This is a genomic window from Nocardiopsis halophila DSM 44494 (assembly GCF_000341245.1).
Classification (GTDB): domain Bacteria; phylum Actinomycetota; class Actinomycetes; order Streptosporangiales; family Streptosporangiaceae; genus Nocardiopsis_A; species Nocardiopsis_A halophila.
In genome coordinates this window covers 47068-70597 of record NZ_ANAD01000201.1, presented here as the reverse complement: position 1 = coordinate 70597, position 23530 = coordinate 47068, and the positions used below count along the sequence as shown (strand labels likewise).

At 72.2% G+C, this 23530-nt stretch carries 21 protein-coding genes and 1 riboswitch; of the genes, 16 read left to right on the top strand and 5 right to left on the bottom strand.

The window, feature by feature from the left end; translation table 11 throughout:
* Positions 1–31 precede the first annotated feature (31 nt).
* Positions 32–1024, bottom strand: a complete 993-nt coding sequence (locus tag D450_RS0122970; protein WP_017540981.1) for an ABC transporter substrate-binding protein — start codon at positions 1022–1024, stop codon at positions 32–34.
* 93 nt (positions 1025–1117) lie between these two features.
* Positions 1118–1284: riboswitch (cobalamin riboswitch) on the bottom strand.
* A 216-nt stretch (positions 1285–1500) separates the two neighbouring features.
* Here D450_RS0122970 and putP point away from each other — a divergent pair.
* From putP to nadE, 3 genes are all read left to right on the top strand, one after another.
* Positions 1501–3045 carry a sodium/proline symporter PutP gene (putP, locus tag D450_RS0122965; RefSeq protein WP_017540980.1) on the top strand — a complete coding sequence of 515 codons (1545 nt, stop codon included), beginning with the start codon at positions 1501–1503 and terminating at the stop codon, positions 3043–3045.
* Positions 3046–3223: 178 nt separating this feature from the next.
* Positions 3224–3781, top strand: a complete 558-nt coding sequence (locus D450_RS0122960; protein WP_026128724.1) for a putative glycolipid-binding domain-containing protein — start codon at positions 3224–3226, stop codon at positions 3779–3781.
* Between the two features lie 122 nt (positions 3782–3903).
* Positions 3904–4734: an ammonia-dependent NAD(+) synthetase gene (gene nadE / locus D450_RS0122955; RefSeq protein WP_017540978.1), complete on the top strand. Its 831-nt coding sequence runs from the start codon at positions 3904–3906 to the stop codon at positions 4732–4734.
* 11 nt (positions 4735–4745) lie between these two features.
* On the opposite strand, the gene D450_RS0122950 is transcribed toward nadE, so the two are convergent.
* Entirely contained in the window at positions 4746–5714 is a 969-nt protein-coding gene (locus D450_RS0122950) for a nucleoside hydrolase (RefSeq protein ID WP_017540977.1), read from the bottom strand.
* Between the two features lie 222 nt (positions 5715–5936).
* Between D450_RS0122950 and D450_RS31035 the strand changes: the two genes are divergently transcribed.
* From D450_RS31035 to D450_RS34940, 7 genes are all read left to right on the top strand, one after another.
* Entirely contained in the window at positions 5937–7007 is a 1071-nt protein-coding gene (locus D450_RS31035) for a ribokinase (protein ID WP_017540976.1), read from the top strand.
* Positions 6898–7590, top strand: coding sequence for a deoxyribose-phosphate aldolase (gene deoC / locus D450_RS0122940; RefSeq protein ID WP_017540975.1), 693 nt, complete (start codon positions 6898–6900; stop codon positions 7588–7590). Before D450_RS31035 ends, deoC begins: the two co-directional genes overlap by 110 nt.
* An 85-nt stretch (positions 7591–7675) precedes the next feature.
* Positions 7676–8479 (top strand): GntR family transcriptional regulator, encoded by an 804-nt coding sequence (locus D450_RS0122935; RefSeq protein WP_017540974.1) that lies wholly within the window; start codon positions 7676–7678, stop codon positions 8477–8479.
* A gap of 215 nt (positions 8480–8694) precedes the next feature.
* Positions 8695–9159 (top strand): ATP-binding protein, encoded by a 465-nt coding sequence (locus D450_RS0122930; protein WP_017540973.1) that lies wholly within the window; start codon positions 8695–8697, stop codon positions 9157–9159.
* 128 nt (positions 9160–9287) lie between these two features.
* A complete protein-coding gene (locus D450_RS0122925) occupies positions 9288–9767 on the top strand; it encodes a nitroreductase family deazaflavin-dependent oxidoreductase (protein WP_017540972.1) in 480 nt (159 codons plus the stop codon).
* An 11-nt stretch (positions 9768–9778) separates the two neighbouring features.
* Entirely contained in the window at positions 9779–10693 is a 915-nt protein-coding gene (locus tag D450_RS0122920) for a phosphotransferase enzyme family protein (protein ID WP_051063649.1), read from the top strand.
* A gap of 841 nt (positions 10694–11534) precedes the next feature.
* A complete protein-coding gene (locus tag D450_RS34940; protein ID WP_017540970.1) occupies positions 11535–11870 on the top strand; it encodes a hypothetical protein in 336 nt (111 codons plus the stop codon).
* Between the two features lie 314 nt (positions 11871–12184).
* Here D450_RS34940 and D450_RS35310 read toward each other — a convergent pair whose 3' ends face one another.
* Complete coding sequence (locus D450_RS35310) at positions 12185–13771, bottom strand: OmpA family protein (protein ID WP_026128722.1); 1587 nt, start codon at positions 13769–13771, stop codon at positions 12185–12187.
* Between the two features lie 295 nt (positions 13772–14066).
* Between D450_RS35310 and D450_RS0122905 the strand changes: the two genes are divergently transcribed.
* Together D450_RS0122905 and D450_RS0122900 are read left to right on the top strand one after the other, a co-directional pair.
* Entirely contained in the window at positions 14067–15065 is a 999-nt protein-coding gene (locus tag D450_RS0122905) for a Dyp-type peroxidase (RefSeq protein ID WP_017540968.1), read from the top strand.
* A 79-nt stretch (positions 15066–15144) separates the two neighbouring features.
* Positions 15145–15951 carry a family 1 encapsulin nanocompartment shell protein gene (locus tag D450_RS0122900; RefSeq protein ID WP_017540967.1) on the top strand — a complete coding sequence of 269 codons (807 nt, stop codon included), beginning with the start codon at positions 15145–15147 and terminating at the stop codon, positions 15949–15951.
* Between the two features lie 211 nt (positions 15952–16162).
* Here the strand turns inward: D450_RS0122900 and D450_RS31025 are convergent, their stop codons facing one another.
* A complete protein-coding gene (locus D450_RS31025; RefSeq protein WP_241483254.1) occupies positions 16163–17269 on the bottom strand; it encodes a hypothetical protein in 1107 nt (368 codons plus the stop codon).
* A 375-nt stretch (positions 17270–17644) separates the two neighbouring features.
* Between D450_RS31025 and D450_RS0122890 the strand changes: the two genes are divergently transcribed.
* Complete coding sequence (locus D450_RS0122890) at positions 17645–19738, top strand: terpene synthase family protein (protein WP_241483253.1); 2094 nt, start codon at positions 17645–17647, stop codon at positions 19736–19738.
* A 169-nt stretch (positions 19739–19907) separates the two neighbouring features.
* Complete coding sequence (locus D450_RS0122885; protein WP_241483255.1) at positions 19908–20540, top strand: hypothetical protein; 633 nt, start codon at positions 19908–19910, stop codon at positions 20538–20540.
* 79 nt (positions 20541–20619) lie between these two features.
* On the opposite strand, the gene D450_RS0122880 is transcribed toward D450_RS0122885, so the two are convergent.
* Complete coding sequence (locus tag D450_RS0122880; protein ID WP_241483252.1) at positions 20620–21156, bottom strand: hypothetical protein; 537 nt, start codon at positions 21154–21156, stop codon at positions 20620–20622.
* Positions 21157–21541: 385 nt separating this feature from the next.
* Between D450_RS0122880 and D450_RS0122875 the strand changes: the two genes are divergently transcribed.
* Together D450_RS0122875 and D450_RS0122870 are read left to right on the top strand one after the other, a co-directional pair.
* Positions 21542–22879, top strand: coding sequence for an AAA family ATPase (locus tag D450_RS0122875; protein WP_017540962.1), 1338 nt, complete (start codon positions 21542–21544; stop codon positions 22877–22879).
* Positions 22880–22955: 76 nt separating this feature from the next.
* Complete coding sequence (locus D450_RS0122870; protein WP_017540961.1) at positions 22956–23447, top strand: RloB family protein; 492 nt, start codon at positions 22956–22958, stop codon at positions 23445–23447.
* Positions 23448–23530: the final 83 nt, after the last annotated feature.

Sequence of the window (23530 nt, the reverse complement as noted above, 5' to 3'; positions counted from 1 at the left end):
CCGGGGCGGCGCCCCGTCGCGGTGCGCACGCTCAGCCGTCCTCGCCCGGGTGCAGCTGGTCGGCGACGTCGGCGACGGCGTCGCCGATGCGCACCCCCACCACCGCCGAGGACAGCGGCAGGACCGCGAAGCGCTCCTCGCGCACCGCCTCGGTGCCCGAGAGCAGGGGGTCGTCCTTGACGGCCTGGATCTTCTCCTCGACCGTGATCGAGCCGTAGTCGTAGAAGACGATGGCCTCGGGCCCGCGGTCGGCGGCCTGCTCGATGGAGACGTCGGAGAACACCTGGTCGACGTCGTCGAAGACGTTGCGGCCGCCTGCGCGCTCGATGATGTCGGTGCCGATCCCCTTGCCGCCGGAGGTGAAGACCGTGGTGTCGACGTTGTCCACCACCAGCACGTCGACCGGCTCCACACCCTCCATCCGGGAGTCCGTCTCCGCGAGGCGCTCATCGATCCCGGCGATCAGCTCCTCGGCGCGGTCCTCGACGCCGAAGAGCTCTCCGATGTTGCGGATCTCCTGGTGCGAGGTCTCCACGCCCACCTCGTCCGCGCACTGCTCGAGGCTGCCGTAGGTGGTCATGCCCGCGTCCTCGAGGGCGTCGCGGCCGCGCCCCTCGGCCTCGTCGAAGGCGCTGCCGGGGTAGCCGGCGTAGGCGAAGTCGGGCTCGGCGGCGAGCAGGTCCTCGAAGGAGGGGTACTCGTCGGCCAGGACCGGGACCTCCTCGTAGGCCTGCTCGTACTCGGGCAGCACCGCGTCGTCGAGGTAGGCGGTGCCGACCATGCGGTCCTCCAGGCCGAGCGCCAGCATCACCTCGGTGGCGTGCTGGTTCAGGGTGACCGCCCGCTCGGGCGGGGCGTCGACGGTCACCTCGCGGTCGCACTCGGAGACCGTGACGGGGTAGCCCTCTGCGGGGGCGGCCTCCTCCTCGGAGGCGCCGGTGGTGCCGCAGCCGGCCAGTGCTGCGGCGGCCGCGGTCAGGGCGATCAGGCGCGCGGGGGCGCCGTGCGGGGGTCGAAGGTGCACGTCCGGTCCTCTCCCGGGATCCGGGCGCGTCCGGGAAAGGGCAGGGCAGGGCCGTGCACGTGTGCATCCTCTCCGGGGTCCGCGCCCCTGGTCGGCAACGTTCCGCGACGGGTCAGTCTCCTGACTCCCGGATCGTCGCGTCGCCCGGCCTTCCAGCGCTCGCGCGCCGTGGCCTCCAGCGGGGTCGGCTCCCCGGTCACAGTGGCGGGACCGTGCCGGACTCGCACCGGCTTCCTGGCTCCCGTCGCGGCACCAGCGTACGGGGAGGGCCCAGAGCGGGAGAAGGCAGGTCCGCGCTGTGCGATCGGACAACCGCTCGGCCATGTTCTGGCTGGTCGGACAACTATGGAGGACGAATGTGACGGCCGTATCTCGAAGGAGTGGCGAAGTGCATATCGGTCATTGCGCCGCACGTGACGCGGAGTACAGGATGCGGTGGTCGTCACCATCCTGAGCTGGAGAAAAGGGGGCCAGGCGTGGACCAGTCACTGCTGGCGTCCGTCCTCACCTTCGCCGCGTACTTCGTGGTGATGGTGGGGATCGGTCTGTGGGTGTACAAGCGAACCGTTTCGCTGTCGGACTTCGTGCTCGGCGGCCGAAGGCTCAACAGCTGGGTCGCCGGCCTGAGCGCGAACGCCAGCGACTTCAGCGGCTGGCTCCTGCTGGGGCTGCCCGGTGCCATCTACCTGTCGGGCCTGGGAGAGGCCTGGATCGCCGTGGGCCTGGCGCTCGGCTTCGCCGGCAGCTGGATCCTCATCGCCGGCCGGCTGCGCGTGTACACCGAGCGCGCCACCGACGCCCGCAGCGGCGGCGAGTCGGACTCCCTGACGCTCTCCTCCTACCTGGAGAACCGCTTCGGCGACCGCACCGGTCTGCTGCGCGGCGTCTCGGCCCTGCTCATCCTGGCCTTCTACCTGTTCTACGTCGCCTCCGGCCTGGTGGCCATGGGCGGGCTCTTCGAGCAGGTCTTCGGTCTGAGCTCGGCCGTCGCCATCGTGGCCGGCGTGTCGATCGTGGTTCTCTACACCTTCCTGGGCGGGTTCCTCGCGGTCAGCTACACCGACGTCGTGCAGGCCGTCATGATGTGGATCGCGCTGCTCGTCGTGCCGATCGTGGCCATCGTCGCGATCACCGGCGACGCCGAGCGCGGCACCGGCGGCCTCTCCTCCGTCCTGGGCGGCTTCAAGGGCCAGGGGGCGCTCGACACCGGCGCCGTCCTCGCCCCGGTCGTCGTCATCTCCGGTCTGGCCTGGGGCATCGGCTACCTCGGCCAGCCGCACATCCTCGCCCGCTTCATGGGCATCCGCTCGGTGGCCGACGTTCCCCGGGCCGGTACGGTCAGCGTGGCCTGGGCCGTCTCGGCGATGACCCTGGCCGTGGTCATGGGCTTCGCCGGCGTCGCCTACTTCGGCTTCGACAGCGAGCTGGACAACGCCGAGAACGTCTTCCCCTCGCTCATCCAGGCCCTGATGAACCCGTGGGTGGCCGGGCTGCTGCTGGCCGCCATCCTGGCCGCGGTGATGAGCACCGCCGACTCCCAGCTGCTGGTCGCCTCCTCGGCGCTCACCGAGGACGGCTACCGGGCCTTCCTCAAGCGCGACGCCTCGCCGCTGACCCTGGTGTGGGTGAGCCGGCTGGCGGTCGTGGCGGTCGCGGTGGCCGCCGCCGGGATCGCGCTGAGCGGGAACAACACCGTGATGGACCTGGTGGGCTACGCCTGGGCCGGGTTCGGCGCCGGCTTCGGCCCGGTGATCCTGCTGTCGCTGTACTGGAAGAGGATGACCTGGACCGGCGCGCTGGCCGGGATGGTCGGCGGCGGCGCCACCGCGGTCATCTGGGACGTCCTGGACGAGAAGGTGCTGGAGACCGGCCTGTACGCGATGGTCCCGGCGGTCGTGGTCAGCGTCGTGGCGATCTTCGTCTTCAACGGGCTCGCCAAGGCCACCGACGGGATGGCCGAGGACTTCGACCGCGTGGACGCCGAGTACCGCGGCGCCAAGCAGAAGGCCGCGTCCGCCTGACGGCGCGGTCCGATCCGACCACGCCCCCCTCACAAGGAAGGGCCCCGCGTACCGTCCGCGCGGGGCCCTTCCGCATGCGCACCGCCGTTTCGGCGTCCCATCTCCGGATCGCCCTCCGTTCATGCATTGTGATGGGGGCGTTCTGGTGCGTAACGGGGGCGAACGGTAGAACAGACGCATGTGTGAGCATCCCGCTGCATGGCGCCGCTTGGGCGGCGAGGGCACGGGTGTGGGCACGGTCATCGCCGAGCGCGACGGCTTCCGCCTGGAGGCGACGGAGGCCGCCGCGGGGGAGCGCCCTTTCGGCGGCCGCCTGACCGTGCGCACGGACCTGGCCTGGGAGGTCCTCCGTGCGCGCATTGAGGCCGTGACCGATCAGGGCATGAAGGCGGTAGAGCTGTGCCGCGCGGGGGCGCAGTGGAGCGTCGACGGGACGCGCCGCCCCGACCTCGACGGGTGCGTGGACGTGTGCGCCTCCTGCACCCCGCTGACGGTGACCCTCCCCGTCCGCAGGCTGGGCCTGCGCAAGGGGGAGGCGCGCGAGATCGCGATGGCGTGGGTCGACGTTCCCGGCCTGACGGTGCGCAAGATCGCCCGCCGGTGCACCCGCCTGGAGCCGGCCGGGGGACGCCAGTGCTACGAGATCAGCGATGAGGCCCTGGGCACCGTCCGGGTGACCGTCGACCGCGAGGGGGTCCCCTTCGACATCGAAGGCATGTACACGCGCGCCGCGTGAGCGTCGGCGCACCCCGGCCCCTCCCGGCCCCCTGTCGGCCCGCTTCAGGCCCCGATGCCCGGTGCCCTGCCCGGGAGCGGGATAATCCTCCGAGGACAGACGCAGCCCCGGGGAGGACCCACATGAGCGCACCCGACCTGAGCGACGCCCGCAGTGAGATCATCCGCGACCTGGAGGTCGCCCCGGAGTTCGACGCGCGCCGGGAGATCGAGCGCCGCGTCGCGTTCCTCGCCGAGCGGCTGACCTCCACCGGCGCCCGCGCGCTGGTGCTGGGGATCAGCGGGGGCGTCGACTCCAGCACCGCCGGGCGGCTGTGCCAGCTGGCCGCCGAGCGGGTGCGCGAGGGCGGCGGGGACGCCGAGTTCATCGCCATGCGCCTGCCCTACGGGGTGCAGCGCGACGAGGACGACGCCCAGCGCGCGCTGGGCTTCATCGCCCCGGACAGGATCCTGACCGTCGACGTCCGCCCCGCAACGGACGGGCTGGCCGACGCCCTGGACAAGGCCGGCCTAGACTACGCGGGCGACTCGGCCCGGGACTTCGTCATCGGCAACGCCAAGGCGCGCGAGCGGATGGCCGCCCAGTACGCCGTCGCCGGGGCGGCCGGCGGCCTGGTGGTGGGCACCGACCACGCGGCCGAGGCGGTGACCGGCTTCTTCACCAAGTTCGGCGACGGAGCCGCCGACCTGGTGCCGCTCACCGGGCTGACCAAGCGGCGCGTCCGCGCGGTCGCCGCCGAGCTGGGCGCGCCGGCGGACATCGTGGACAAGACCCCCACGGCCGACCTGGAGTCGCTGAGCCCGCAGAAGCCCGACGAGGAGGCGCTCGGCCTCACTTACGACCAGATCGACGACTTCCTGGAGGGCCTCCCCGTCGACGCCCGTGTCGAGGAGGCCCTCGTGGCGCGCTACCGGGCCACCGCGCACAAGCGCGCGCTGCCGACGGCCCCCTAGCGCTCCCCGCGCTACTGCGGGGCGCGGATCTCCCGCGACGGGGTGGTCGGGGTGGACAGCAGGTCCTTGATGTAGGCGTAGAACCCCTCGGCGTCGATCTCCTCGACCACCTCGGCGTTGGGCTCCAGGCCGTGGACGCCCCACGACATCGCGGAGTAGCCGCGGGTCAGCTCGCCCGCGGTCTCCACGTCCACGTGGTACCGGGACGAGGCGCGCACCAGGCCGGGGTGGAGCAGCACGGCGGCGGTGAGCGAGTCGGGGTGGGTGGTGCCGTCGATGCCGACGCTGCGGTCGAACTCCAGCGTCGCCGCGCACACCCGGGTGAAGAAGTCCGACAGCGGGGTGCCCAGCGCCGCGATCTCCTCCAGCCGCTCCTCCCCGAACACGGCCTGGCGCAGGGTGAGCGGGTCCCAGGGCACGACGGTGACGTCGAAGCCGGCGGCGAAGACCGTCTTGGCCGCCTCCGGGTCGACGTAGAAGTTGAACTCGGCGGCGGCGGTGATGTTGCCCCGCCCGTTGTTGGACCCGCCCATGACGTAGAGCGCCTTGACGTTCTCGGCGAAGCGCGGGTCCTTCACCACGGCCGTCGCGATGTTGGTGAGCGGGCCGATCGCCACGATGGACAGCTCGCCCGGGTGCTCGGCGGCCAGCCGCACCAGGGCGTCCACGGCGTGCTCGTCCTCGGGGGACAGATCGGCGTCGTCCATGGTCAGGCCGCCCGCCCCGTCGCCGTGCACGTCCTCGGCGCTCACCCAGGGGCGCACCATCGGGCGGCGGCAGCCCAGGTGGATGGGGACCTCGCCGAGGCGTCCGGCGGCGCTGAGGGTCAGGTAGGCGTTGCGCACCTGGCGCTCGAACCCGACGTTCCCGGCCACCATCGTGATCGCGCGCAGGTCGGCCTCCGGGTCCAGGAGGCCGGCGAGCAGTGCGACGCAGTCGTCCTGTGCGGTGTCGGTGTCGATGATCAGGGGAACGGGCATTGACCCCTCCGGGAGCGCGATTTGTCCATCCTTTGTCGACTGCGCCCTCCGGGGGCCGACCGGCCGCCGCCTCCCGTCCGCGCGTCGCCAGAGCACGCTATGCCACGGATCTGACGTGCGTCAATCGGTCATATCGGTGGAACGGCGCGTGGAAGTGGACACCGTGCATGGGGTACAAATGTATAGAGATGTCTACCCCCCTCGTGAAGATCGGGTGAGAGTATGCGGATCGCGGTCGTCGGCAGCTACGGCGCGGGCCTGACCATGCGCACGCCCCGGATGCCGGACCCCGGGGAGACCCTCGGCGGCGGCGTGTTCGCCTCCGGGCCCGGTGGAAAAGGGTCGAACCAGGCCATCGGAGCGGCCCGGCTCGGCGCCGACGTGTCCCTCCTGACGGCCATCGGCCCGGACGCCTTCGGGGACGAGGCACGGGACCTGTGGTGCGCCGAGGGCGTGGACGCGCGCTCCGTGGTCACCGCGCGGGCGGCCACCATGGTCGGGGTGATCCTCGTCGAAGGCGACGGGGAGAACCGCATCGTCATCGCCCCCGGTGCGCTGGACGAGCTGCGCCCGGAGCACGTCGAGGGCTTCGCCGGACGCATCGCCGAGGCGGACCTGATGATGACGTGCAACGAGATCCCCGCCGCGACCGTCTCGGCCGCCCTGCGCACCGCGCACCGCGTCGGCACCCCCGCCCTGCTCAACCCCGCCCCCGCCCGCGACCTGTCCGACGCCGACGCCGCCCTCGTCGGCTACCTCACCCCCAACCTCGGCGAGGCGCGCCTGCTCACCGGCCTGGGGGAGGAGGCCGGGCCCGAGCGGCTCCTGGACGCGCTGCGCGTCCGGTTCCCCTCCGCCGCCACCGTGCTGACCTGCGGCGCCGAAGGGGCGTGGGCCGACGACGGGCGGACGCGCACCCGGGTGCCCGCCGTGCGACCGACGTGCGTCGCCGACACCACCGGCGCGGGGGACGCCTTCAACGCGGCCCTCGCCGCCGCCGTGTGCGCCGGGTTCGCGCTCGACGCGGCCNTTCCGCCGCCCCCCGCCACGAGGCGCTGCCGGGGCTCGGGCGTCCCGCGGACATCGACGCCCTCATCGGCTGAAGAGGGCTCGGCTGAAGAGAGCACCGCCGCCGGGCCCCGTCCGCCGACGAGGCGAGGCCCCACGAACGAGGAGAAGGACCATGACCGACGCACAGGCCACCGCGACCGACGCCGCCTCCCTGGCGCCCTACATCCAGCACACCGCCATCGACGCCGGCCTGACGCGGGACGACATCGTCGCCCATTGTGAAGAGGCGGCGCGCTACGGCTTCAACGCCGCGATGATCCCGGCGTCCTGGACCCGCCTGGCCTCCGAGGTCCTCAAGGGCACGGGGATCGCCGTGGCCTCCGCGCTCGACTTCCCGACCGTCGGCGTCATGACGTCCGAGGGCAAGGCCGCCGAAGCGCGCGCCATCGCCGCCGCGGGCGGCGGGCAGATCGACATGGGGGTGCAGATCGGCTGGCTGCGCAGCGGCATGGAGAAGGAGTTCCACGACGACATCGCCGGAGTGGTCGCCGCCGGCGTCCCGGTCAAGGTCATGCTGGAGCTGCCGCTGCTGACACCCGCCGAGCGCGAGCGCGCCGTGGAACTGGCCATGGACGCGGGCGCCGCCTACCTGAAGAACGCCAGCAGTGGCGCCGTCGAGGTGGCCGAGCCCGACAGCGTGGCCTACCTGGCCGCCCGGGTGCGTGAAGGGGTGAAGGTCAAGGCCTCCGGGGGCATCAAGACCCGGGGGCAGGCGCGCGCGCTGCTGGAGGCCGGTGCCTCCCTGCTCGGCACCAGCTCCGGTGTGGCCATCGTCAGCGGGGGCGAGGGCTCGGGGGCGTACTGACCGCGTCTGAGGGGGTGAGCGGCCGGTCGTCGGACCGTGTGTCGGTAGGGTGCCGAGGGGCGAAAGTGGGACACGGAGGGATGAAGTGGACGGCTTGGACGCCGCCGGGGGCGGTACGGGACTGGCCGGGGCGGTCTCCCGCGGTGCACCCGAGCCGCTGAACGTGCAGATCGCCCGGGCGGTGCGCGAGCGCATCGCGAGCGGGGCGTGGCCGCCGCACTTCAAGCTCCCCGCCGAACCCGCCCTCGCCCGCGAGCTCGGCGTGAACCGGGGGACGGTGCGCAAGGCGCTGGCGGCGCTCACCGACGAGGGCCTGCTGGTGCAGACCCGCGGCCGCGGCACCTTCGTCACCTCCGGCAAGGCCGAGCCCTCCATCGCCCAGCGGCTGCGCTCGCTGTCGGAGGACTTCCGTGACCAGGGCATCGAGGTGCGGGCCGAGGTCGTGGACGCGCGCCTGGTGCGCCTGCCGCTGACCGTCCAGGCACTCCTCGGCGCGGAGGCCAACACCCCCGGGCTGCGCCTGGTCCGCGTCTTCCATGGGGACGAGGGGCCGCTCGCCTACCTAGTGAACTATGTGCGGGCGGACCTGTGCCCGGAGATCGAAGGGGTCGACTTCTCCCGGGAGTCGCTGTTCGGCACCCTCGAACAGCGCTACGGACTGGACATCACCGAGGGGCGCCGCTCCTTCAGCGCCGAGCCCGCGCGCGACGAGGCCGCCGAAGCGCTGGGCCTGGAGCCCGGCGCCCCCGTGCTCTACCTGGAGCAGGTGACCTACACGCGCCGGGGGCACGCGGTGGAGTACTCGGACGTGTGGATCGACAGCACACGCGTGAAGGTCACCTCGCTCCTGGACCGCGGGCCGGTCGGAGGGGCGCGCCGGGCCCGGTAGGCCGCGGGGCCCACAGGGGCGGGTGGGGCGGCCGGGGAACGCCTTCCGGCCGCTATCGGCCCTGCAGTGGTCTCGGGGTGGGGAGTCCGATATCGTCCGGCTGCACAGGGTCCCGCACCGTCCCGCACCGCCAGGCGCGCACGGCGGCGCGGAGCCGTTCCGAACCGGCCGCCCGCTCTGCCCCGGCGCGGCGGCGTGCCCCCGGCGGTGGCCTGATGAACGAGACCGGAGACGCCGCGTCCATGGTCGGCGACCCCCCGGCGCTGGATGCGCGCCGGACCTTCCCCGGCGTGCCCGAGCAGTGCCGTGAGGCCCGCCTGTGGGCGCGTTCGGTGATGCGGCCCTTTCCCGACGCCGCCGACGCGGTCGAGGTGGTCGTCAGCGAGTTCTTCGGCAACGCCGTCCGGCACACCGCCTCCGGCGGGCCGGGAGGTGTGGTGGACGTGGAGCTCACCGGCGGCTACGGGGCCCCGGTGCGGTTGACCGTGGTGGACCAGGGGGCCTGCGCCGACCGCCCGGCGACCGCCGCGCGGGTGCTCGCCCCGACGCTGAGCCGCCCCGACGGCCGGGGACTGTTCCTGGCCGCCGCCCTGAGCAGCGAATGGGGCCGCGCCCCCCACGACGGCACGGGCGCGATGGCCACCTGGGCCGAGTTCCCCACCGAGCGGTCGCGTTCCTGAGCGNGCCATCGGCTCCTCCACCACCGACGCCGCCACTGACGCGGCCACTGACGCCGCCTCCAAGGGATGACGGGGACGGACCGGTACCCTCCCGCCCAAGGCGCGCAGAGGCACGCAGGGGAGGGGCCATGGAGGAGACCGGCAAGCCGAAGCGGCCGACGGGCCTGTCGAAGGCTCTGTTCCGCGCCCCGACCCACCTGTACCGGTGGAACCTCGGGTGGCTCATGGGCGGGCGCTTCCTGATGCTCAGCCACATCGGGCGCCGTTCGGGGCTCGTGCGCCGTACGGTCGTCGAAGTGGTGGACCGGGACGCCCCGCAGGGCACCTACACGGTGTGCTCCGGGTTCGGCCCCCGTTCGGACTGGTACCGGAACCTGCTCGCGGAGCCCAAAGCCGTCATCCAGGTGGGCGCCAAGCGCATGCGGGTGACCGCACGCCCTCTCAGGGCCGAAGAGGGGGCCGAGGCGATGGTCCGCTATGCGCGCCGCCATGCGCGCTCGGCCAGAGCGCTGGCGGGCTTCATGGGGTTCCGCGTCGATGGGAGTGAGGCCGACTTCCGGGAGGCGGGGCGCCGCCTCCCCTTCGTCCGCTTCGAGCCCCGCCGGTAGTGTCGCCGGACATGCGTGACGTGAGCGTGGGGAAGGAGCGCGGGGTGTTCGACGGTGCAGCCGCCCGTGCCGTGCTGGAGCGGGCGTGCGCTGAGGCCGGATATCCCTCTCAAGGCGCTCGGGAGATCGCCCTGGGGGAGAACGCGGTGTTCGCGCTCGACGGCCCTGGGGTCGTGGTGCGCGTCGGTCGGGACCCCGCCCTCCTGGAACGGGCACGGCGCGAAGTGCGGGTCGCATCGTGGCTCGCCGAAGAGGGCGTGCCCGCCGTCCGCCCTGCGGAGGGGGCGCCTGAAGCCCGGCTCGTCGACGGGCACCCGGTCTCCTTCTGGCGGCGCCTGCCCGACCCGGTGCGCCCGCCGGGCGGTGCGGACCTGGCAGGGCTGCTGCGGCGGGTCCACGCCCTGGAGCGGCCGCCCTTCGCCCTCCCCTCGCGCGACCTGCTCTCCGGGGTCGAGCGCTGGCTCGCCGCCGCCGAGGGGCACATCGACCCGGCCGACGCCGCTTACCTGGAGGAGCGGCGCGACGCCTTCACCGAACGGCTCAGGGCGCTGGACCCGCCGCTCGCGCCCGGCCCCGTGCACGGCGACGCCCTGCTGCGCAACGTGCACGTGGGGCCGGACGGCCCGGTCCTGGTGGACCTGGAGACCTTCGCCGACGACATGCGCGAGCACGACCTCGTCGTCATGTGGCTGATGCGGGACCGGTACGGAATGCCGGCCGAGGAGTACCGGGCCTTCACCGCCGTCTACGGGTGGGACGTGGCCCAGTGGGAGGGGGCGGCGGTGCTGCGCGGGGCGCGGGAGACCGCGAGCGCGGCGTGGGTCGCCCAGCACGCCCCGGGCCGCCCGCAGGCCCGCACGGAGTTCGAACGGCGCGTCGCTTCACTGAGGGACGGGGACCCCTCGGTCCGCTGGCGCCCCTTCTAGCCTCTTCACCCTCAGTCGCCACGGGACGGGCGCGCCGGAACGGCTCCGGACGGCCGGGGCGCGCTCGGATGAGCGGCATCCCTGGGAATTGGCCGGATCCGGTAGCCGTGACCGAAGAATGTTGACATTCCAACATGGGAAGATCGATCCTGTCCGGCGAAGGATTCCGCTCACGTGGGGTGATCAACGGGGCGTCGCCAACCGCGCGAGACAGGGGAGGGGCCCAGCGGTCGCGCGCCTCGAAACACGTGTCCCGACCCGCTCCGGAACGTGTCCCGGGTGTTCGCCACCTGGCAGGCGATCCGTCCACACCCGGTGGGACCGGCCGGAGCGGCGCGGTCCGGGCCCCGGGCGCACCCGGTGTGCGACCGGGCCCCGGACCCGCGTGGGCCCGCCGGGCCGGACGCTTCTTGCTACCGTGCGGTGTGTCGTCCGAGATGTCGCCGGATCCCCGCGCGGCAGCCGCCCCGAGCCGGAGAGTCCCCCATGCCCCTCCCGTCCTCCTCCCCTCTGACCCGCGCCGCGTCGGCCGCCGGCGCGCTCACCGCCGCCGGTGTGCTGCTGGCGGGCTGCAGCGGGTCCGTCGACTTCGGCGGCGAGGTCGGCGAGCTGGAGCTGCCCGACCTGGGCGAGGTGGTCCCCTCGGCCTCCCCGTCGGCGGACGCCGAGGGCGCCGAGGCACCCGGCGGCCGCCGAGGGCGCCGAGGCCCCCGCCCTTCCCGCGAGCTGCGCCGAGGCGGGCGCCGCCGAGCTGGTCGGGGGCAGCGTCCCGGCCGGGGCACAGCTGGAGGAGGAGACCGGCGCGGTCGAGGGCGTCGAGGACAGCGAGCGGCTCGGCTGCGTGTGGTCGGGGCAGGGCGAGTCGGTCGCCGTGGTGTACGCGGTCAACGTCGACACCACCGACCTGGCGCAGGTGGTGCAGGTCTCCGCGGGGCAGGAGGAGGCCAACTGGGAGGTCGACGTGGACGTCTACGGCGACACCTACCACTCCGAGGACGCCGACGCCGTCGGCGGCGAGCTGGAGTACATGGCCACCGCCGGCGACACCACCCGGTACGTCTTCCTCACCCTGCCGGGCGACGTCCACGTGGCCGCCGCGGCGACCGGCGGCGACCTGGAACAGCAGGACCTGGAGCAGATCGCCCTGGAGGCGGGCCAGCGGATGCAGGGGAACTGAGGAGGCGGTCGGCAGCCCGTCGCCGGCCCGGCACGTCTCCGGGAAGGATCCGCCGGACACGCCTTACCGAGGTGTCCGGGAGTCGCTGGGAGGCCGCCCGCAAGGCCAGCGGCTCACCGGTATGCATCGATAGTGCTGGGATCACCACTGTCGGCGGCCTGACGCGGTGAAACCACCACTACCGATCACCGGCACGCTCCGTCGGGACCGCCGCCCGCGCGCCGGACTCCTCCTCACGTCTTCGGGCCGGGACACCGCGGTGTCCCGGCCCGAAAACGACGTCGGCGGAGAGCCGGCAGAGAACGGCGAAGGCCTCAGCCCTCCACCGGTACGTCCTCCAGCACGCCGAAGGGTCCGGCGCGCAGGTCCAGTTCCTCGACGTCCTTGCCGGGAGCCGGGAACACGGCGACCAGCTGGTAGGTGTTGCCGGGCTGGAGCCGGTGCACCTCCTCGGCGAAGCCGTCGTAGACACCGTCGCCGAAGTTCATCTGCGCCACGTACCGCACCAGCCCCGTCTCGGGCTCCAGAAGCTGGAAGCCGCCCAGAGAGCCCTTGCTGAACTGCTCGGGCCCGCCGGCGACCTTCTGGTCCAGGCCGCCCATGTCCGGAGTGAGGGCCTCGTCGGTGGTGTTGGTCAGCTCCACCGTGCCGATCACGTAGGCGCCGTCCCGCACCAGCGGGTACACGTCCAGCGTCACGCCGTCCTTCTCGGTGCTCGCGGCCGCGCCGCCCGGGTCGTCGCTGAACGGGGCGGGCCAGTTCACGTGGCGGTCGGCCACGCCCAGGCCGCCGTCGACCGCCTGGTCCTCCTCCTCGACGTCCTCCTCGTCGGCGGTGGTGACGGTGTAGGAGAACTCCACCCGGCGGTTGCGGGCGCGCGCCTGCTCGTCGTCGGGACCGCCCTCACGGGCGATCGGCTCCTTGCTGCCGCGCCCCTCCACCTCGTAGGTGTAGTCCCCGTCGATCTCCTCCTGCAACAGGTCCCGGACGGTCTCCGCGCGCTTCTCCGACAGGGTCTGGTTGTAGGCGTCTGTGCCCTTGCCGTCGGTGTGGCCGATCACGGTGATGGCGGGGTCGTCCGGGTCGACGTTGGCGGCCAGCGACGCGGCGGCCTGCCGCACGACGTCCTCGGCCTCGGCCGTCAGCTCGTACTCGTCGAACTCGAACATGACGTCGGAGTGCAGCGAGATGGTCTCGGTGTCGCCGTCACGGGTGGTCGAGGCGATCTCCGAGTCCACGAAGCTCTCCACCTCGCCCTCCTCGGCGGTGGCGTCCTCCCCGGGGCGGCGGTTCTCGAAGACCAGGTCCTCGCCGGCGGGCGGCGGATCGTCGACGGTCAGGTGGTCCGGCCCGTTGGGGTCCTCCGGGTCGGCCCGCTCCTCCTCGACGTCCTGGACGGGGATGCCGGTCATCGCCCCCAGGCCGCTGCCGACGAACGTCACCTGCCGGACCTCGTCGGGGAGGCGGGGGAAGTAGCGCCGGTACTCGTTGGTGACGCCGTCGTGCACCGGGTACAGGCCGTCCCCGTTGGGGCTGACCGACCCGTACTTGAGACCGTCGGCGTCGAAGTACTGGCGCCAGGCCCGCCCGGTGACCGTGTCGACGAGCGTGTGGGGCATGCTCAGGTTGCGGTTCGCACCGTTGAAGCCATCGGGGTAGGAGATCTCGTAGTGCATCACCGTGTAGTCGTCGGTGCGTTCCAGACCGGTGATGGAGAAGCGCATCTCGTTGTCCTGCCCGGTGTCCTGGAAGATGCGCCCTTCCTTGGTGTAGGGGAACTCCTCCGTGACCTCCGGCGGGCCGCCTCCGAACCAGTCGGACCAGTCGCCGCTGCAACCGCTCAACAGGAGAGCGCCCGACACCGCCAGCGCCACCGCAGAGAGGGCCCGTTTCCGCGCCATGCGGGTGAACTCCGATCGTTTGAGGGGGACGTGTCGGTCAACATCCTGGGGCACACGGGCGCGTCGGCGCGAAACGGGGCCTCCCGGGTCCGCTCGGTCCGGCCCCGCGCCGCTTCGTCTCCGTGCCGTTCCTGTGCGGCCCCTGTGCCGCCTCCGCGTCGCACCGCGCCGCCTTGACCCGCAGCCGGGCCGCGGCCGACCCCGCATTGACCTGCCACGGGTAGACCCGGTGGGGACGCGCCCGCTCCCGGCCCCGGCGGCCGGCGGGCGGAACCGCCGACCGCGAGGAGAGCCCATGCCCAGCGCCCCCGGGCGCCCCCGGCCGCAGCCGGTGCTGGCGCCGCTGACCCGCTCCGCGATCTTCCTGACCGCGGTCGTCCCGCCCGGCGGCGAGGACGGCGCGCGCGAGGTGCTGGGGTCGCTGGAGGCGCTGCAGCGGTCCGTGGGCTTCCGCAACCTGAACAGCGGGCTGGCCTGCGTGGCCGGGATCGGGTCGGCGGCGTGGGACCGGCTCTTCACCGGGCCGCGCCCGGCGGGCCTGCACCCGTTCCGGGAGCTGGACGGCGGGGTGCACCGCGCCCCGTCCACCCCCGGCGACCTGCTCTTCCACATCCGCGCGGGGCAGATGGACGTCTGCTTCGAACTGGCCCTGCAGATCACCGCGGCCGCGGGGCCGGCGCTGCGCATCGTCGATGAGGTGCACGGGTTCCGCTACTTCGACGAGCGCGACCTGCTGGGGTTCGTCGACGGCACGGAGAACCCCACCGACACCGAGGCCGAGGACTCGGTGCGCATCGGCGACGAGGACCCGGCCTTCGCCGGCGGCAGCTACGTGATCATTCAGAAGTACCTCCACGACATGGCGGCCTGGCAGGCGCTGACGACCGAGCGGCAGGAGGCGGTCATCGGCCGCACCAAGCTCACCGACATCGAGATGGACGACGACGCCAAGCCCGCGGACTCGCACGTCGCGCTGAACACCATCACGGACCCGGACGGCACCGAGCGCAAGATCGTCCGGCACAACATGCCGTTCGGCCGGGTGGGGGAGGAGGAGTTCGGTACCTACTTCATCGGCTACTCCTCCACGCCGGATGTGACCGAGCGGATGCTGGAGAACATGTTCATCGGGGATCCGCCGGGCACGTACGACCGGATCCTCGACTTCTCCACGGCGCTCACCGGAGGGCTGTTCCACGTCCCCACGCTCGACTTCCTCGACGACATGCCGGACGCGCCCCGGGACGGGTCCGGCAGCGGGTCCCTGGGGATCGGCGGCCTGCGAGGCCTCTGAGGCCCTGAGGAGCGCGCAGGGCCGCGCACACAGGACCCGCTCTGACCCGGACGACGCAGACGACGGAGAGGAGGCCCGAATGGGCACGCGAGACAACCTCCACCGGTGGTTGGCGCCGGTCTCCGGCGCCGCATGGGCCGACCTGGAGGAGGAGGCTCGCCGGACCTTCCGGCGCCATGCGGCCGCCCGCAAGGTGGTCGACGTGCCCGACCCGGTCGGGTCGGACCTGGCATCGGTGGGCACTGGGCGGTCCTATCCCGCGGCTCCCCCGGGCGAGGACGTCCTCGCCCGTGTGCGGGAGTCCGTGCCGTTGGTCGAGTTGGAGATCACTTTCGTGCTGAGCCGCGAAGAGATCGACGCCGTGGAGCGCGGGGCGAAGGACGCCGACTGGCAGCCGGTGAAGGACGCGGTGAAGAGCATGGCGCTGGCCGAGGACACCGCGGTCTTCCACGGCTACGAGGCGGCAGGGTTCACCGGCATCGCCTCCGGCTCCTCCAACGCCGCGGTGCCGCTGCCGGAGTCGGTGCGCGAGTACCCCGACGCCGTCGGGCGGGCCCTGCGCCTGCTGCGCGAACAGGGCGTCGACGGGCCCTATGCCCTGCTGTTGGACGCCGACGCCTATACGGCGGTGTCCGACACGAGCATCCACGGCTACCCGGTGAGGGACCACCTGAAGGAGCTCGTGGACGGCGGAATCGTGTGGGCGCCGTCGCTCTCCGGCGGCCTCGTGCTGTCGCTGCGGGGCGGCGACTTCGAGCTGCGCCTGGGGGAGGACCTGTCCATCGGGTACCTGGACCACGACGCCACCCAGGTCCGCCTCTACCTGCGCGAGACCCTGGCGTTCCTGCTCTACGCGGCCGAGGCCGCGGTGCCGCTCCCGGCATAGCGGGCGTCCGCGGCGCGGGTGCCGATTTCGGTCACCCGCCCCACGGAAAGAGCGGAACCGATAAAGTCGTCTGAGGGTTCCGTTGGAAATGTCTCCACGTCGATTCGTCGATTTGTCGACATTTCCGCGCCGACGGGGAATCCGGGGACGGGGAAACCGCGGAACGGGGCGGCTCCACGGACCCGGCCGGACTCCGGGGGCGAATCCCGGCTCAGGGCCGGACCTCCTCGATCGCCGTCTCGGTCGCCTTCCGCTCGTGCTCTTCGAGGTCGATCGGTCGGTGCAGCATGGCGGCACCGGTATCGGCGCGGAGTCGGGCCCCCTGCTCCTCGGCCGCGGCCCGCAGGCCGCCGACCACCGAGAGCAGCATGGAGATCCCCTCCACCGCGGAACCGCCGTCCTGGTGCTTGGTGAAGCGCTCGGAGAGGCGGTCGAACCCCGCGCAGAGGTCGGGGGCGGGGACCTCCACCGCGCCGTCGCAGCGATCGAGCTGCTCGCCGGACCGGTCCTGCCACAGGTCCCACCGCCAGGAGGGCCAGAGCGCGGCGGACATGGCCGGTTCGCCGAGCAGGTCCGGGTACGAGGTCCAGACGCCGGCCCGGCGCGCGTCCGCGTCCAGGTGGACGCCGGCGACGGGGGGCCGCGGCAGGCGGGTGCGGGGGGTCCAGGAGGCGAGGTACTCGAACACGCGCTCCGCCCCGTTCTCCGCGATGATCGCCGGCGTGCCGTCCACGTCATAGGCGCTGACGCGGCCCTCCTGCCGAACGGTGAGCAGGACGGAACCCCATGGCTCGTCCGGGTCCGCCTCCCCGAGGCCGATCGGGCCGAGCGGCAGTTCCCGGGGGAGCAGGGAGCCGGGAGGGTACGCCTCGGGGCTCAGGCGCATCTGAGGGAAGGCCGCGTGGAAGTCCTCGGGGGTGCGCAGGTCGTCGGCCACGGGCATGGCGCGCGGCGCCCGGATCGCGGCGGGGTCCGTGCCGAGGCGGGCCACCACGTCCATCAGGCCGTTGTAGGCCCACTCCACCGTCCAGCCGGGCCAGGTGCGGCGCAGAGCCATGAGGGCGGCCGTGCGGACCGCGGGGTCGCCGTCGCAGTGGCCGAACCAGAGCAGTGTGCGGGTGTCCAGGTCGAACAGGGCGGCCCCGTCGCACATCTCGGCGTCCGTCCAGGCCTCGACGGGATGCTGCGCCCGGGCGAACCGGAGGGCGCTTCCGGGGCCGGGGAGAAGGTCCAGGTCGATTTCGTGTGCGCCCCACTGGGAGTAGAGGTTCCGGTGGCGGCCGTCTTCGATGATCACGTAATGCGCTCGGCTTCCCATGGCGGGAGAGTAGCCGCGCGGTCGGCGCATCCGCAGGCGGATGCGCGAGAAACGGGCGGGAGGAAAACGGTGTTTCGTCCGCTATCCGGGAAAACCGGTACAACGTCCCGTCATTCTCCGTTCGCGTTGACGCGGCATGTGCGCTCCGAGCAGGGTTGACCGCAGAGGGGAGTCTCCTGACCCGTAGAGAGCGGAGCCGGGCCCATGGCGCAGCCCTATGTCGTCCCCGATCTGTACCGCCCGTATCCGGCGCGATTGAACGTCAATATCCAAGCGGCCCGCGCCTGTGGAAGAGAGTGGGCCAAAGGGGTGGGCATGCTCGCCGGTCAGAGGGGGCGGGCAGGGGCGGCGTGGTCGGAGGAGGAATTCGACTCCATGGACACCGGCCTCCTGGGTGCCTATGCGCATCCCGACGCATCGGCTTCGGAGCTCGAATTGCTCACCCAGTGGTACACGTGGCTGTTCTTCACGGCCGACCGATTCCGCCGCGATCTCCGGGACGGCCGGCAAGGTCGGTACGGCCTGCACGGTCGGCACGGTCGGTACTGCGCCGCGGAGCGTGCCGAACGCCTGGCGCGGTTCCTCGACGGGAAGGCACCGCCTGCCGACTGTCCGCGTTCCGCCTCTGAGGCCGGGCTCGCCGATCTCTGGCCGCGCACGGAGGCGACCGCCCCGGAACACCTGCTCGACGGCTTCGCCGCGGCGACGCGCGCGCTCATCGTCTCCGAGTCCGGCCTGCAAGGGATGCCGGGCGTATCGGCTCCCCACCCATTGCGGCTGTTCTCCCGGCGGAGGGAATCGGGCGCGGCGGTATGGGCGATGCAGCTGGTCGCTGTCACCTGCCCTGAGGCGCCGCCCGGCCGGGTGCTGAGGACGCGGCGGTTCGCCTCCCTGCGCGCATGCTTCTCGGACGCGGCGCACCTGGTGAACGACCTCTACTCCTATCGCAGGGAGACCGAGGACGAGGGGGCGCTGGACAACGCCGTGTCGGCGCTGGAGTACGCTCTCGGCGTCCCGCCGCAGGAGGCGGCCGAGCGGGTGAACGGGCTGCGCACCGCGAGGATGCGGCGCTTCGAGGAGATGTCGGCGTCCGAAGCGCCGGCCTGGCTGGCCGACCACGACCTGGCCCCGAGGGAGTGCGCGGCGATCGCGGACTACCTCAGGGGGCTGCAGGACTGGCAGGCCGGGATCGTCGAGTGGCACCAGAGGTCGGGCCGGTACCGCGCATCGATGAGGCAGGCGAGGCGGACGGGGCAGGGGGCGGCCGTCCTCCCCCTCCGCCCTGCCGCCCCTTCAGCCGCCCGGCCGCCGACCTTTCCCCCGTCCTCTCTCGGCCACCCGTTCCGGCTCCCGCCCTTCGAACTGCCGTGGACGCACCGGATCAATCCGCACGTCGACTCCGCACGGAAGAGGGCCCGCCGATGGGCGCGCGGGGTCGGCCTCATCTCCACGAGCACGGACGCGCCGACCGCACCCGTCTGGACCGAGCACACCTTCACCGCAGACGATGTCCCACTCCTCACCGCCCTGACGCTTCCCGACGCGACCGAGGAGCGGCTGTGCCAGGCGGCGCTCTGGAACGTCTGCCTCATGGCCGTCGACGACCATTTCGCGTCGGCCACCGGACCGGTTCTGAACGACGAGGGGGAGCTCGCCGCCGCACGCGCGTTCGTCAGCCGCCTGCCCGCCCTCATGCCCCTCACAGACGTGCCCTGCGCGTCTCGCGTGCCTGCTCCGCCCCGCAACCGTCGCGACCGGATCGAAGCCGCCGTTGCCGACCTGTGGCGCACGACCTCCCCCGACATGCCGGAGGGCCTGCGGAGACGGTTCCGCTCCGGCGTCGTCGCCTTCGCCCGATCCCACCTGTGGGAGCTGGACGACATGATCCGGGTACGGACGCTCGATCCCGTCGACCACCTCGAAACGCGCCGCACGACGTCCAGGGCGGACCTGTCCATCGCCCTGATGCTGCACGCCTCCGCTGAGGGGCCCCACTCCTCAGGCCTCCAGGCCCTGCTCGGATCGGCCCTTCTCCACCCCTTGCACGCGGCGTTCGCCGACACGGTGGGGATCCGCAACGACGTCCACTCCTACCGCAAGGAGACCGAAGAGGAGGACGGGGCCGCCAACGGGGTGGTGGCGATCCGCCGATTCCTCGACTGCACGGTGCAGGAGGCGGTCGACCTGGCCTACGCCCTGTTCACCGAGCGCGTGGCCGACTTCCGCAGCGCGGAGGCCGACCTGCCGTCGGCCCTCGACCGGACGTCCCTCGACGCCCCGACCCGAGAGGCCGTCCACAGGCATGTGGAAGCCCTGAAGACCTGGATGGCCGGCGACAACGAGTGGTACCGCAGGACCCACCGGTACACCCGCCCCAGGAGGCGCCCGTACCTCCTCCTCGAACCCCACCCCCTCCACCCATCGAGGAGCCCCGTCGACGCCTCCTACCGCCGCCCGCTGACGCTTTAGCCGTGCTGCCTCGAAGGACGCCGGGAGGACTCATCTGTCGCCCGTGCGGAACGGCGCCCGTAAACCCGGCGCAGGGTGGTGTTCAGCTCCCACGGCCGGGACGAAGTCCTCGGCGAAACCGAGAGGCGGTACGGGCACGGGATACGGGACACTTCGCCGTGTGATCGTGATGCAGCCCGTCTTGGAGATGTACACGCCTGACGGCTTCGACCTCTGGCCGATCGCCGAGATCGAGCCGTTCGACTTCCTGCCCCTCAGTGGTGAGCTCTCACCGGCCGAGGTCGGGGCGGCCATGATGCGCATCGCCGACTACAACGACATCGACCCCGACGGCGATCGGCTGCCTCAACCGACCGCCGCACTCGACTCGTTCCTCCGCGGATTGCTGACGTGCGACGACCTCATCGCGCCCGGCGGCCTGCGGGCCACCGACCACTCGACAGGCGTCACCTTCCTGCCCGATTGCTGTGATGGCCTGGAGGAGTGGCGCGACTGGCACCGCCTCGTCGAGGACGGCGGCCTGCTCGGATTCGGCCACCCCCCGGTATCACCGACCGCAGAGCGCTTCGGCGACACGGTCCGGCTCACCGTCAACGCCGAGCAGAGTGGCAGTCCGGTGATCGAGCTGCGCGTGACCGAGCTCCGCCACCTGCTCACCGGTGTCGAGCGTGACCTGGCCGACTTCCTCACGCGGGCGGCCGATTGGTCGTCCAGGCACCTGCCCGGCCACTGCGCTCCCGTCACGGCCGCCCTCGCCCGCCTTGTCGACCTTCCCGTTCCGCCCATGCCGCCGAAGCCGTAGGACGGCACGGGCGCGGCCTCCGCTCCGGCCAATGGTCCGGCGCGAGTCGGCGTCGTGTGACCGGCCGCCGACCCCGGACTCAGTGCTCGGCTCCCGGTTCCGCCTTGGCGAGGCACTTCCTTACCCAGGCGACGTCGTCGTCCGTGAGGCCGGGGTCCTCCGCTAGAGCGCCGAGCCGTTCCAGCAGCACAGTGTCGCCCGTGGCGCCGGCGTGCTGGGCGAGGGTGTTCACGGCCACCGCCCATGCCTGGCGTTCTGGGTCCCAGTCGGAGGCCTCGGCGCCTTCGGAGATCCGGATCAGGTCGGGCACGATCCCAGGGAGCCCGCCGTGCCTTCTGAGCGCCCTGATGAGCAGGATGGCCCGGCCCGGGCTGCGTGTCTCCCGCAGCGAACGGCTCAGCTCGGCAAGCCGTTCAGGTGCCCGAGGCGACCGGGCGATGGCGTTGATCAGCTCGCCGGCCGCCTCGTCCGGGATGTCGTGGCGATCGATGGCCGCGAACGCACTGCGGAGGTCGTCGTCGGTGGCCTGGGCGCTCCTCACCAGTTCGGCGAGAGCAGCGGGCGAAGGGGGGCCGTGCTCAGGCGCCCCGTTCTCGGCTGAGCTGGAGGAACTCATCGAGCGATCCCTTTCACGGGCGAATCCGTGCTGGTGGCAGAGGTGGTGACACGGCTTGCGGGTGCTGCGCAGGCGACGCGGAGCGCGAACCGGGACGGTGATCGCTCCCCGCGACCGGTACCGGCCATTCGCGCCGCCCTGTGCGGACGTCCGTCGCCCCGTCCCAGGGAGGCGCCTCTCCAGGCGCGCAGCAGTGCCCCTCCCCGGTTCCCGGCCACGTCGACGGTTCGGGATGGATGGGACGGATAGGCGATAAGGCGGAAATAGAGGGCTTTGTAGTGTGTCGTATGGAAAGCGCAACCGTCGCAACGGGCATGTCTTACTGTAGGTTGCGAGCGTTCACGGTGAGTGTTGAGTCGGGGGTCCCGATGGGGAAGGCGAGCACATGCTCCTGAGTTTTCGAGTCGCCAACCACCGCTCACTCCGGGAGGAGCAGCAGCTGCTGCTGGTCCCCGCCGACCGTGAGGACGCACAAGAGACCGATGCGCCCGAGGCGCTGCCCGTCGCGGGGCTTTTCGGACCCAATGCCTCGGGTAAGAGCAACGTGCTCGGCGCCCTGGGGTTCATGCGCCGACTGGTCCGGTTCTCCATGGAGATGGGAGAGCCGGAAAGCGGGATCGAACGTGACCCCTTCGCGCTGAGTCCCCAAAGCCAGGAAGAGCCTTCCCACTTCGCGGTCGACCTGCTCCTCGCCCGGACGCGGTACACCTACGGCTTCACGATCGACGACACGCGCGTCGTGGAGGAGTGGCTGTACCGCTACTCGGACGGCGGCGACCCGACGATCCTGTTCGAACGGGACGAAGACGGTTTCTCCTTCGACCCGTCCCTCCCGGACTCGGTGCGGCAGGTACAGGAGATCACCGATGTGAACACGCTCTTCCTCACGGTGGCCGCCCGTGCGCGCCTGAAGGTCTTCCGTCCGGTCTACAACTGGTTCATGCGATGCCGCCACTGGCGGGGGCGCCGGGACCGCGTACTCGACCGCGACCGCCGGTTGCTCATGCGCCGCATCGCCGAACCGGGGGTCCTTTCCCGTCTTCAGGAACTCATCCGCGCCGCCGACACCGGGATCGAGTCGGTCGAGCTCGAATACGAGCAGCTGAGCCTGGACATGGACGTGTCCCGAAAGGACCCGTGGGACAGCGACGTCCCGGATCCGCGGGCGTCCGCCGGCCGTGCCCGGCGCCGGCCCAGGCAGGCCGCCGAGGACGAGGCCACCCTGCTCTTCCACCACCGGACCGGTGAGGAGGGATCGCAGCCACTGACCGTCGACCAGCAGTCCGACGGCACCTGGGTCCTGCTGAGCCTCGGCGTCGAAGTCCTCGACGCCTTCCGGCACGGGTCCCTCCTCGTCGTCGACGAGCTCGACTCGCATCTGCACCCGCACCTGTCCGCCAAGCTCATCGAGCTGTTCAAGGACCCCGACGTCAACCGGCGCGGGGCGCAGCTCGTGTTCTCCAGCCATGACACCGCCCTCCTGGGCTGGATCAGGGGCGGAGAGGTGCTGGAGCGCGACGAGGTCTGGTTCGTGGAGAAGGACAAGGAAGGGGCCACGCAGCTCTACTCCTTGAGCGATTTCGGCGACGAGGGCGAGAACCCGGCGCTCGCCTATCTCACAGGGCGGTACGGTGCAGTCCCCGAGGTCACCGAGGGACCGGTGGCCGCGCCGCTCCACCCCCCCGAGGAGAAGGATGGCCCCTCGAAGGACGGCCGCGAATAGGCCGACGACGTTCTCCCATCGGACCTCCCTGCGGCGGCGGGGCGGACATCAGACGCAGCGGCGCCGGATTCTCGTCGTGTGCGAAGGGGATACCGAGCACGCGTACTTCACCGGGCTCCGGGAGAGCGACAAGCAGGAGATCCACCCCTTCCTTCCCGAGAAGTCGAAGCGGCCGCAGCGGCGGAAGGTCGTCGAACACGCCGTCAAGGCGAAGTCGCGTGCCGAGTACTCGCAGGTGTGGGCGGTCTTCGACGCCGACGGCGAAGACGTTCGCCCGCTCTGTGCACAAGCCGAGGCCGGCGGAGTGGGGCCCGCCGTCTCGAACCCGACGTTCGAGGTCTGGCTCCTCCTCCACCACCAGGACGGTGTGTCCGGGCGCTCGGCCCAGGCCGTCGGCCGGGAGCTGAAGAAAGCGGTCCCGCACTGGAGAAAGGGGAAGTGGACCCGGTTCGACCACTTCTCCCCGGGCCTGGAGAAGGCGTGCGCGAAGGCGAAGGAGTATCCGCCTTACGGAAACCCTTCCTCCACCGTGTGGAAGCTGATGAGGGAGCTGGGAATCGGGGAGTGAGTCCGCGGTCCGGCGCGTGGGCGTGGGCCCGCTGCACCGCGTCCGGTCCGCCGCGCCCGATCCGCCGTGCCCGCAGGATTCCT

What these genes read in the sequence shown, in the direction of transcription:
- D450_RS0122930 (WP_017540973.1), top strand. Translation starts at nt 8,695, where the DNA reads ATGAACGAGACCGGAGACGCCGCGTCCATGGTCGGCGACCCCCCGGCG.
- D450_RS0122885 (WP_241483255.1), top strand. Translation starts at nt 19,908, where the DNA reads ATGCAGCCCGTCTTGGAGATGTACACGCCTGACGGCTTCGACCTCTGG.
- D450_RS0122920 (WP_051063649.1), top strand. Translation starts at nt 9,779, where the DNA reads ATGCGTGACGTGAGCGTGGGGAAGGAGCGCGGGGTGTTCGACGGTGCA.
- D450_RS0122900 (WP_017540967.1), top strand. Translation starts at nt 15,145, where the DNA reads ATGGGCACGCGAGACAACCTCCACCGGTGGTTGGCGCCGGTCTCCGGC.
- D450_RS0122950 (WP_017540977.1), bottom strand. Translation starts at nt 5,714, where the DNA reads ATGCCCGTTCCCCTGATCATCGACACCGACACCGCACAGGACGACTGC.
- nadE (WP_017540978.1), top strand. Translation starts at nt 3,904, where the DNA reads ATGAGCGCACCCGACCTGAGCGACGCCCGCAGTGAGATCATCCGCGAC.
- D450_RS0122875 (WP_017540962.1), top strand. Translation starts at nt 21,542, where the DNA reads ATGCTCCTGAGTTTTCGAGTCGCCAACCACCGCTCACTCCGGGAGGAG.
- D450_RS0122960 (WP_026128724.1), top strand. Translation starts at nt 3,224, where the DNA reads ATGTGTGAGCATCCCGCTGCATGGCGCCGCTTGGGCGGCGAGGGCACG.
- deoC (WP_017540975.1), top strand. Translation starts at nt 6,898, where the DNA reads ATGACCGACGCACAGGCCACCGCGACCGACGCCGCCTCCCTGGCGCCC.
- D450_RS0122905 (WP_017540968.1), top strand. Translation starts at nt 14,067, where the DNA reads ATGCCCAGCGCCCCCGGGCGCCCCCGGCCGCAGCCGGTGCTGGCGCCG.
- D450_RS0122880 (WP_241483252.1), bottom strand. Translation starts at nt 21,156, where the DNA reads ATGAGTTCCTCCAGCTCAGCCGAGAACGGGGCGCCTGAGCACGGCCCC.
- D450_RS0122890 (WP_241483253.1), top strand. Translation starts at nt 17,645, where the DNA reads ATGGACACCGGCCTCCTGGGTGCCTATGCGCATCCCGACGCATCGGCT.
- D450_RS0122925 (WP_017540972.1), top strand. Translation starts at nt 9,288, where the DNA reads ATGGAGGAGACCGGCAAGCCGAAGCGGCCGACGGGCCTGTCGAAGGCT.
- D450_RS35310 (WP_026128722.1), bottom strand. Translation starts at nt 13,771, where the DNA reads ATGGCGCGGAAACGGGCCCTCTCTGCGGTGGCGCTGGCGGTGTCGGGC.
- D450_RS31025 (WP_241483254.1), bottom strand. Translation starts at nt 17,269, where the DNA reads ATGGGAAGCCGAGCGCATTACGTGATCATCGAAGACGGCCGCCACCGG.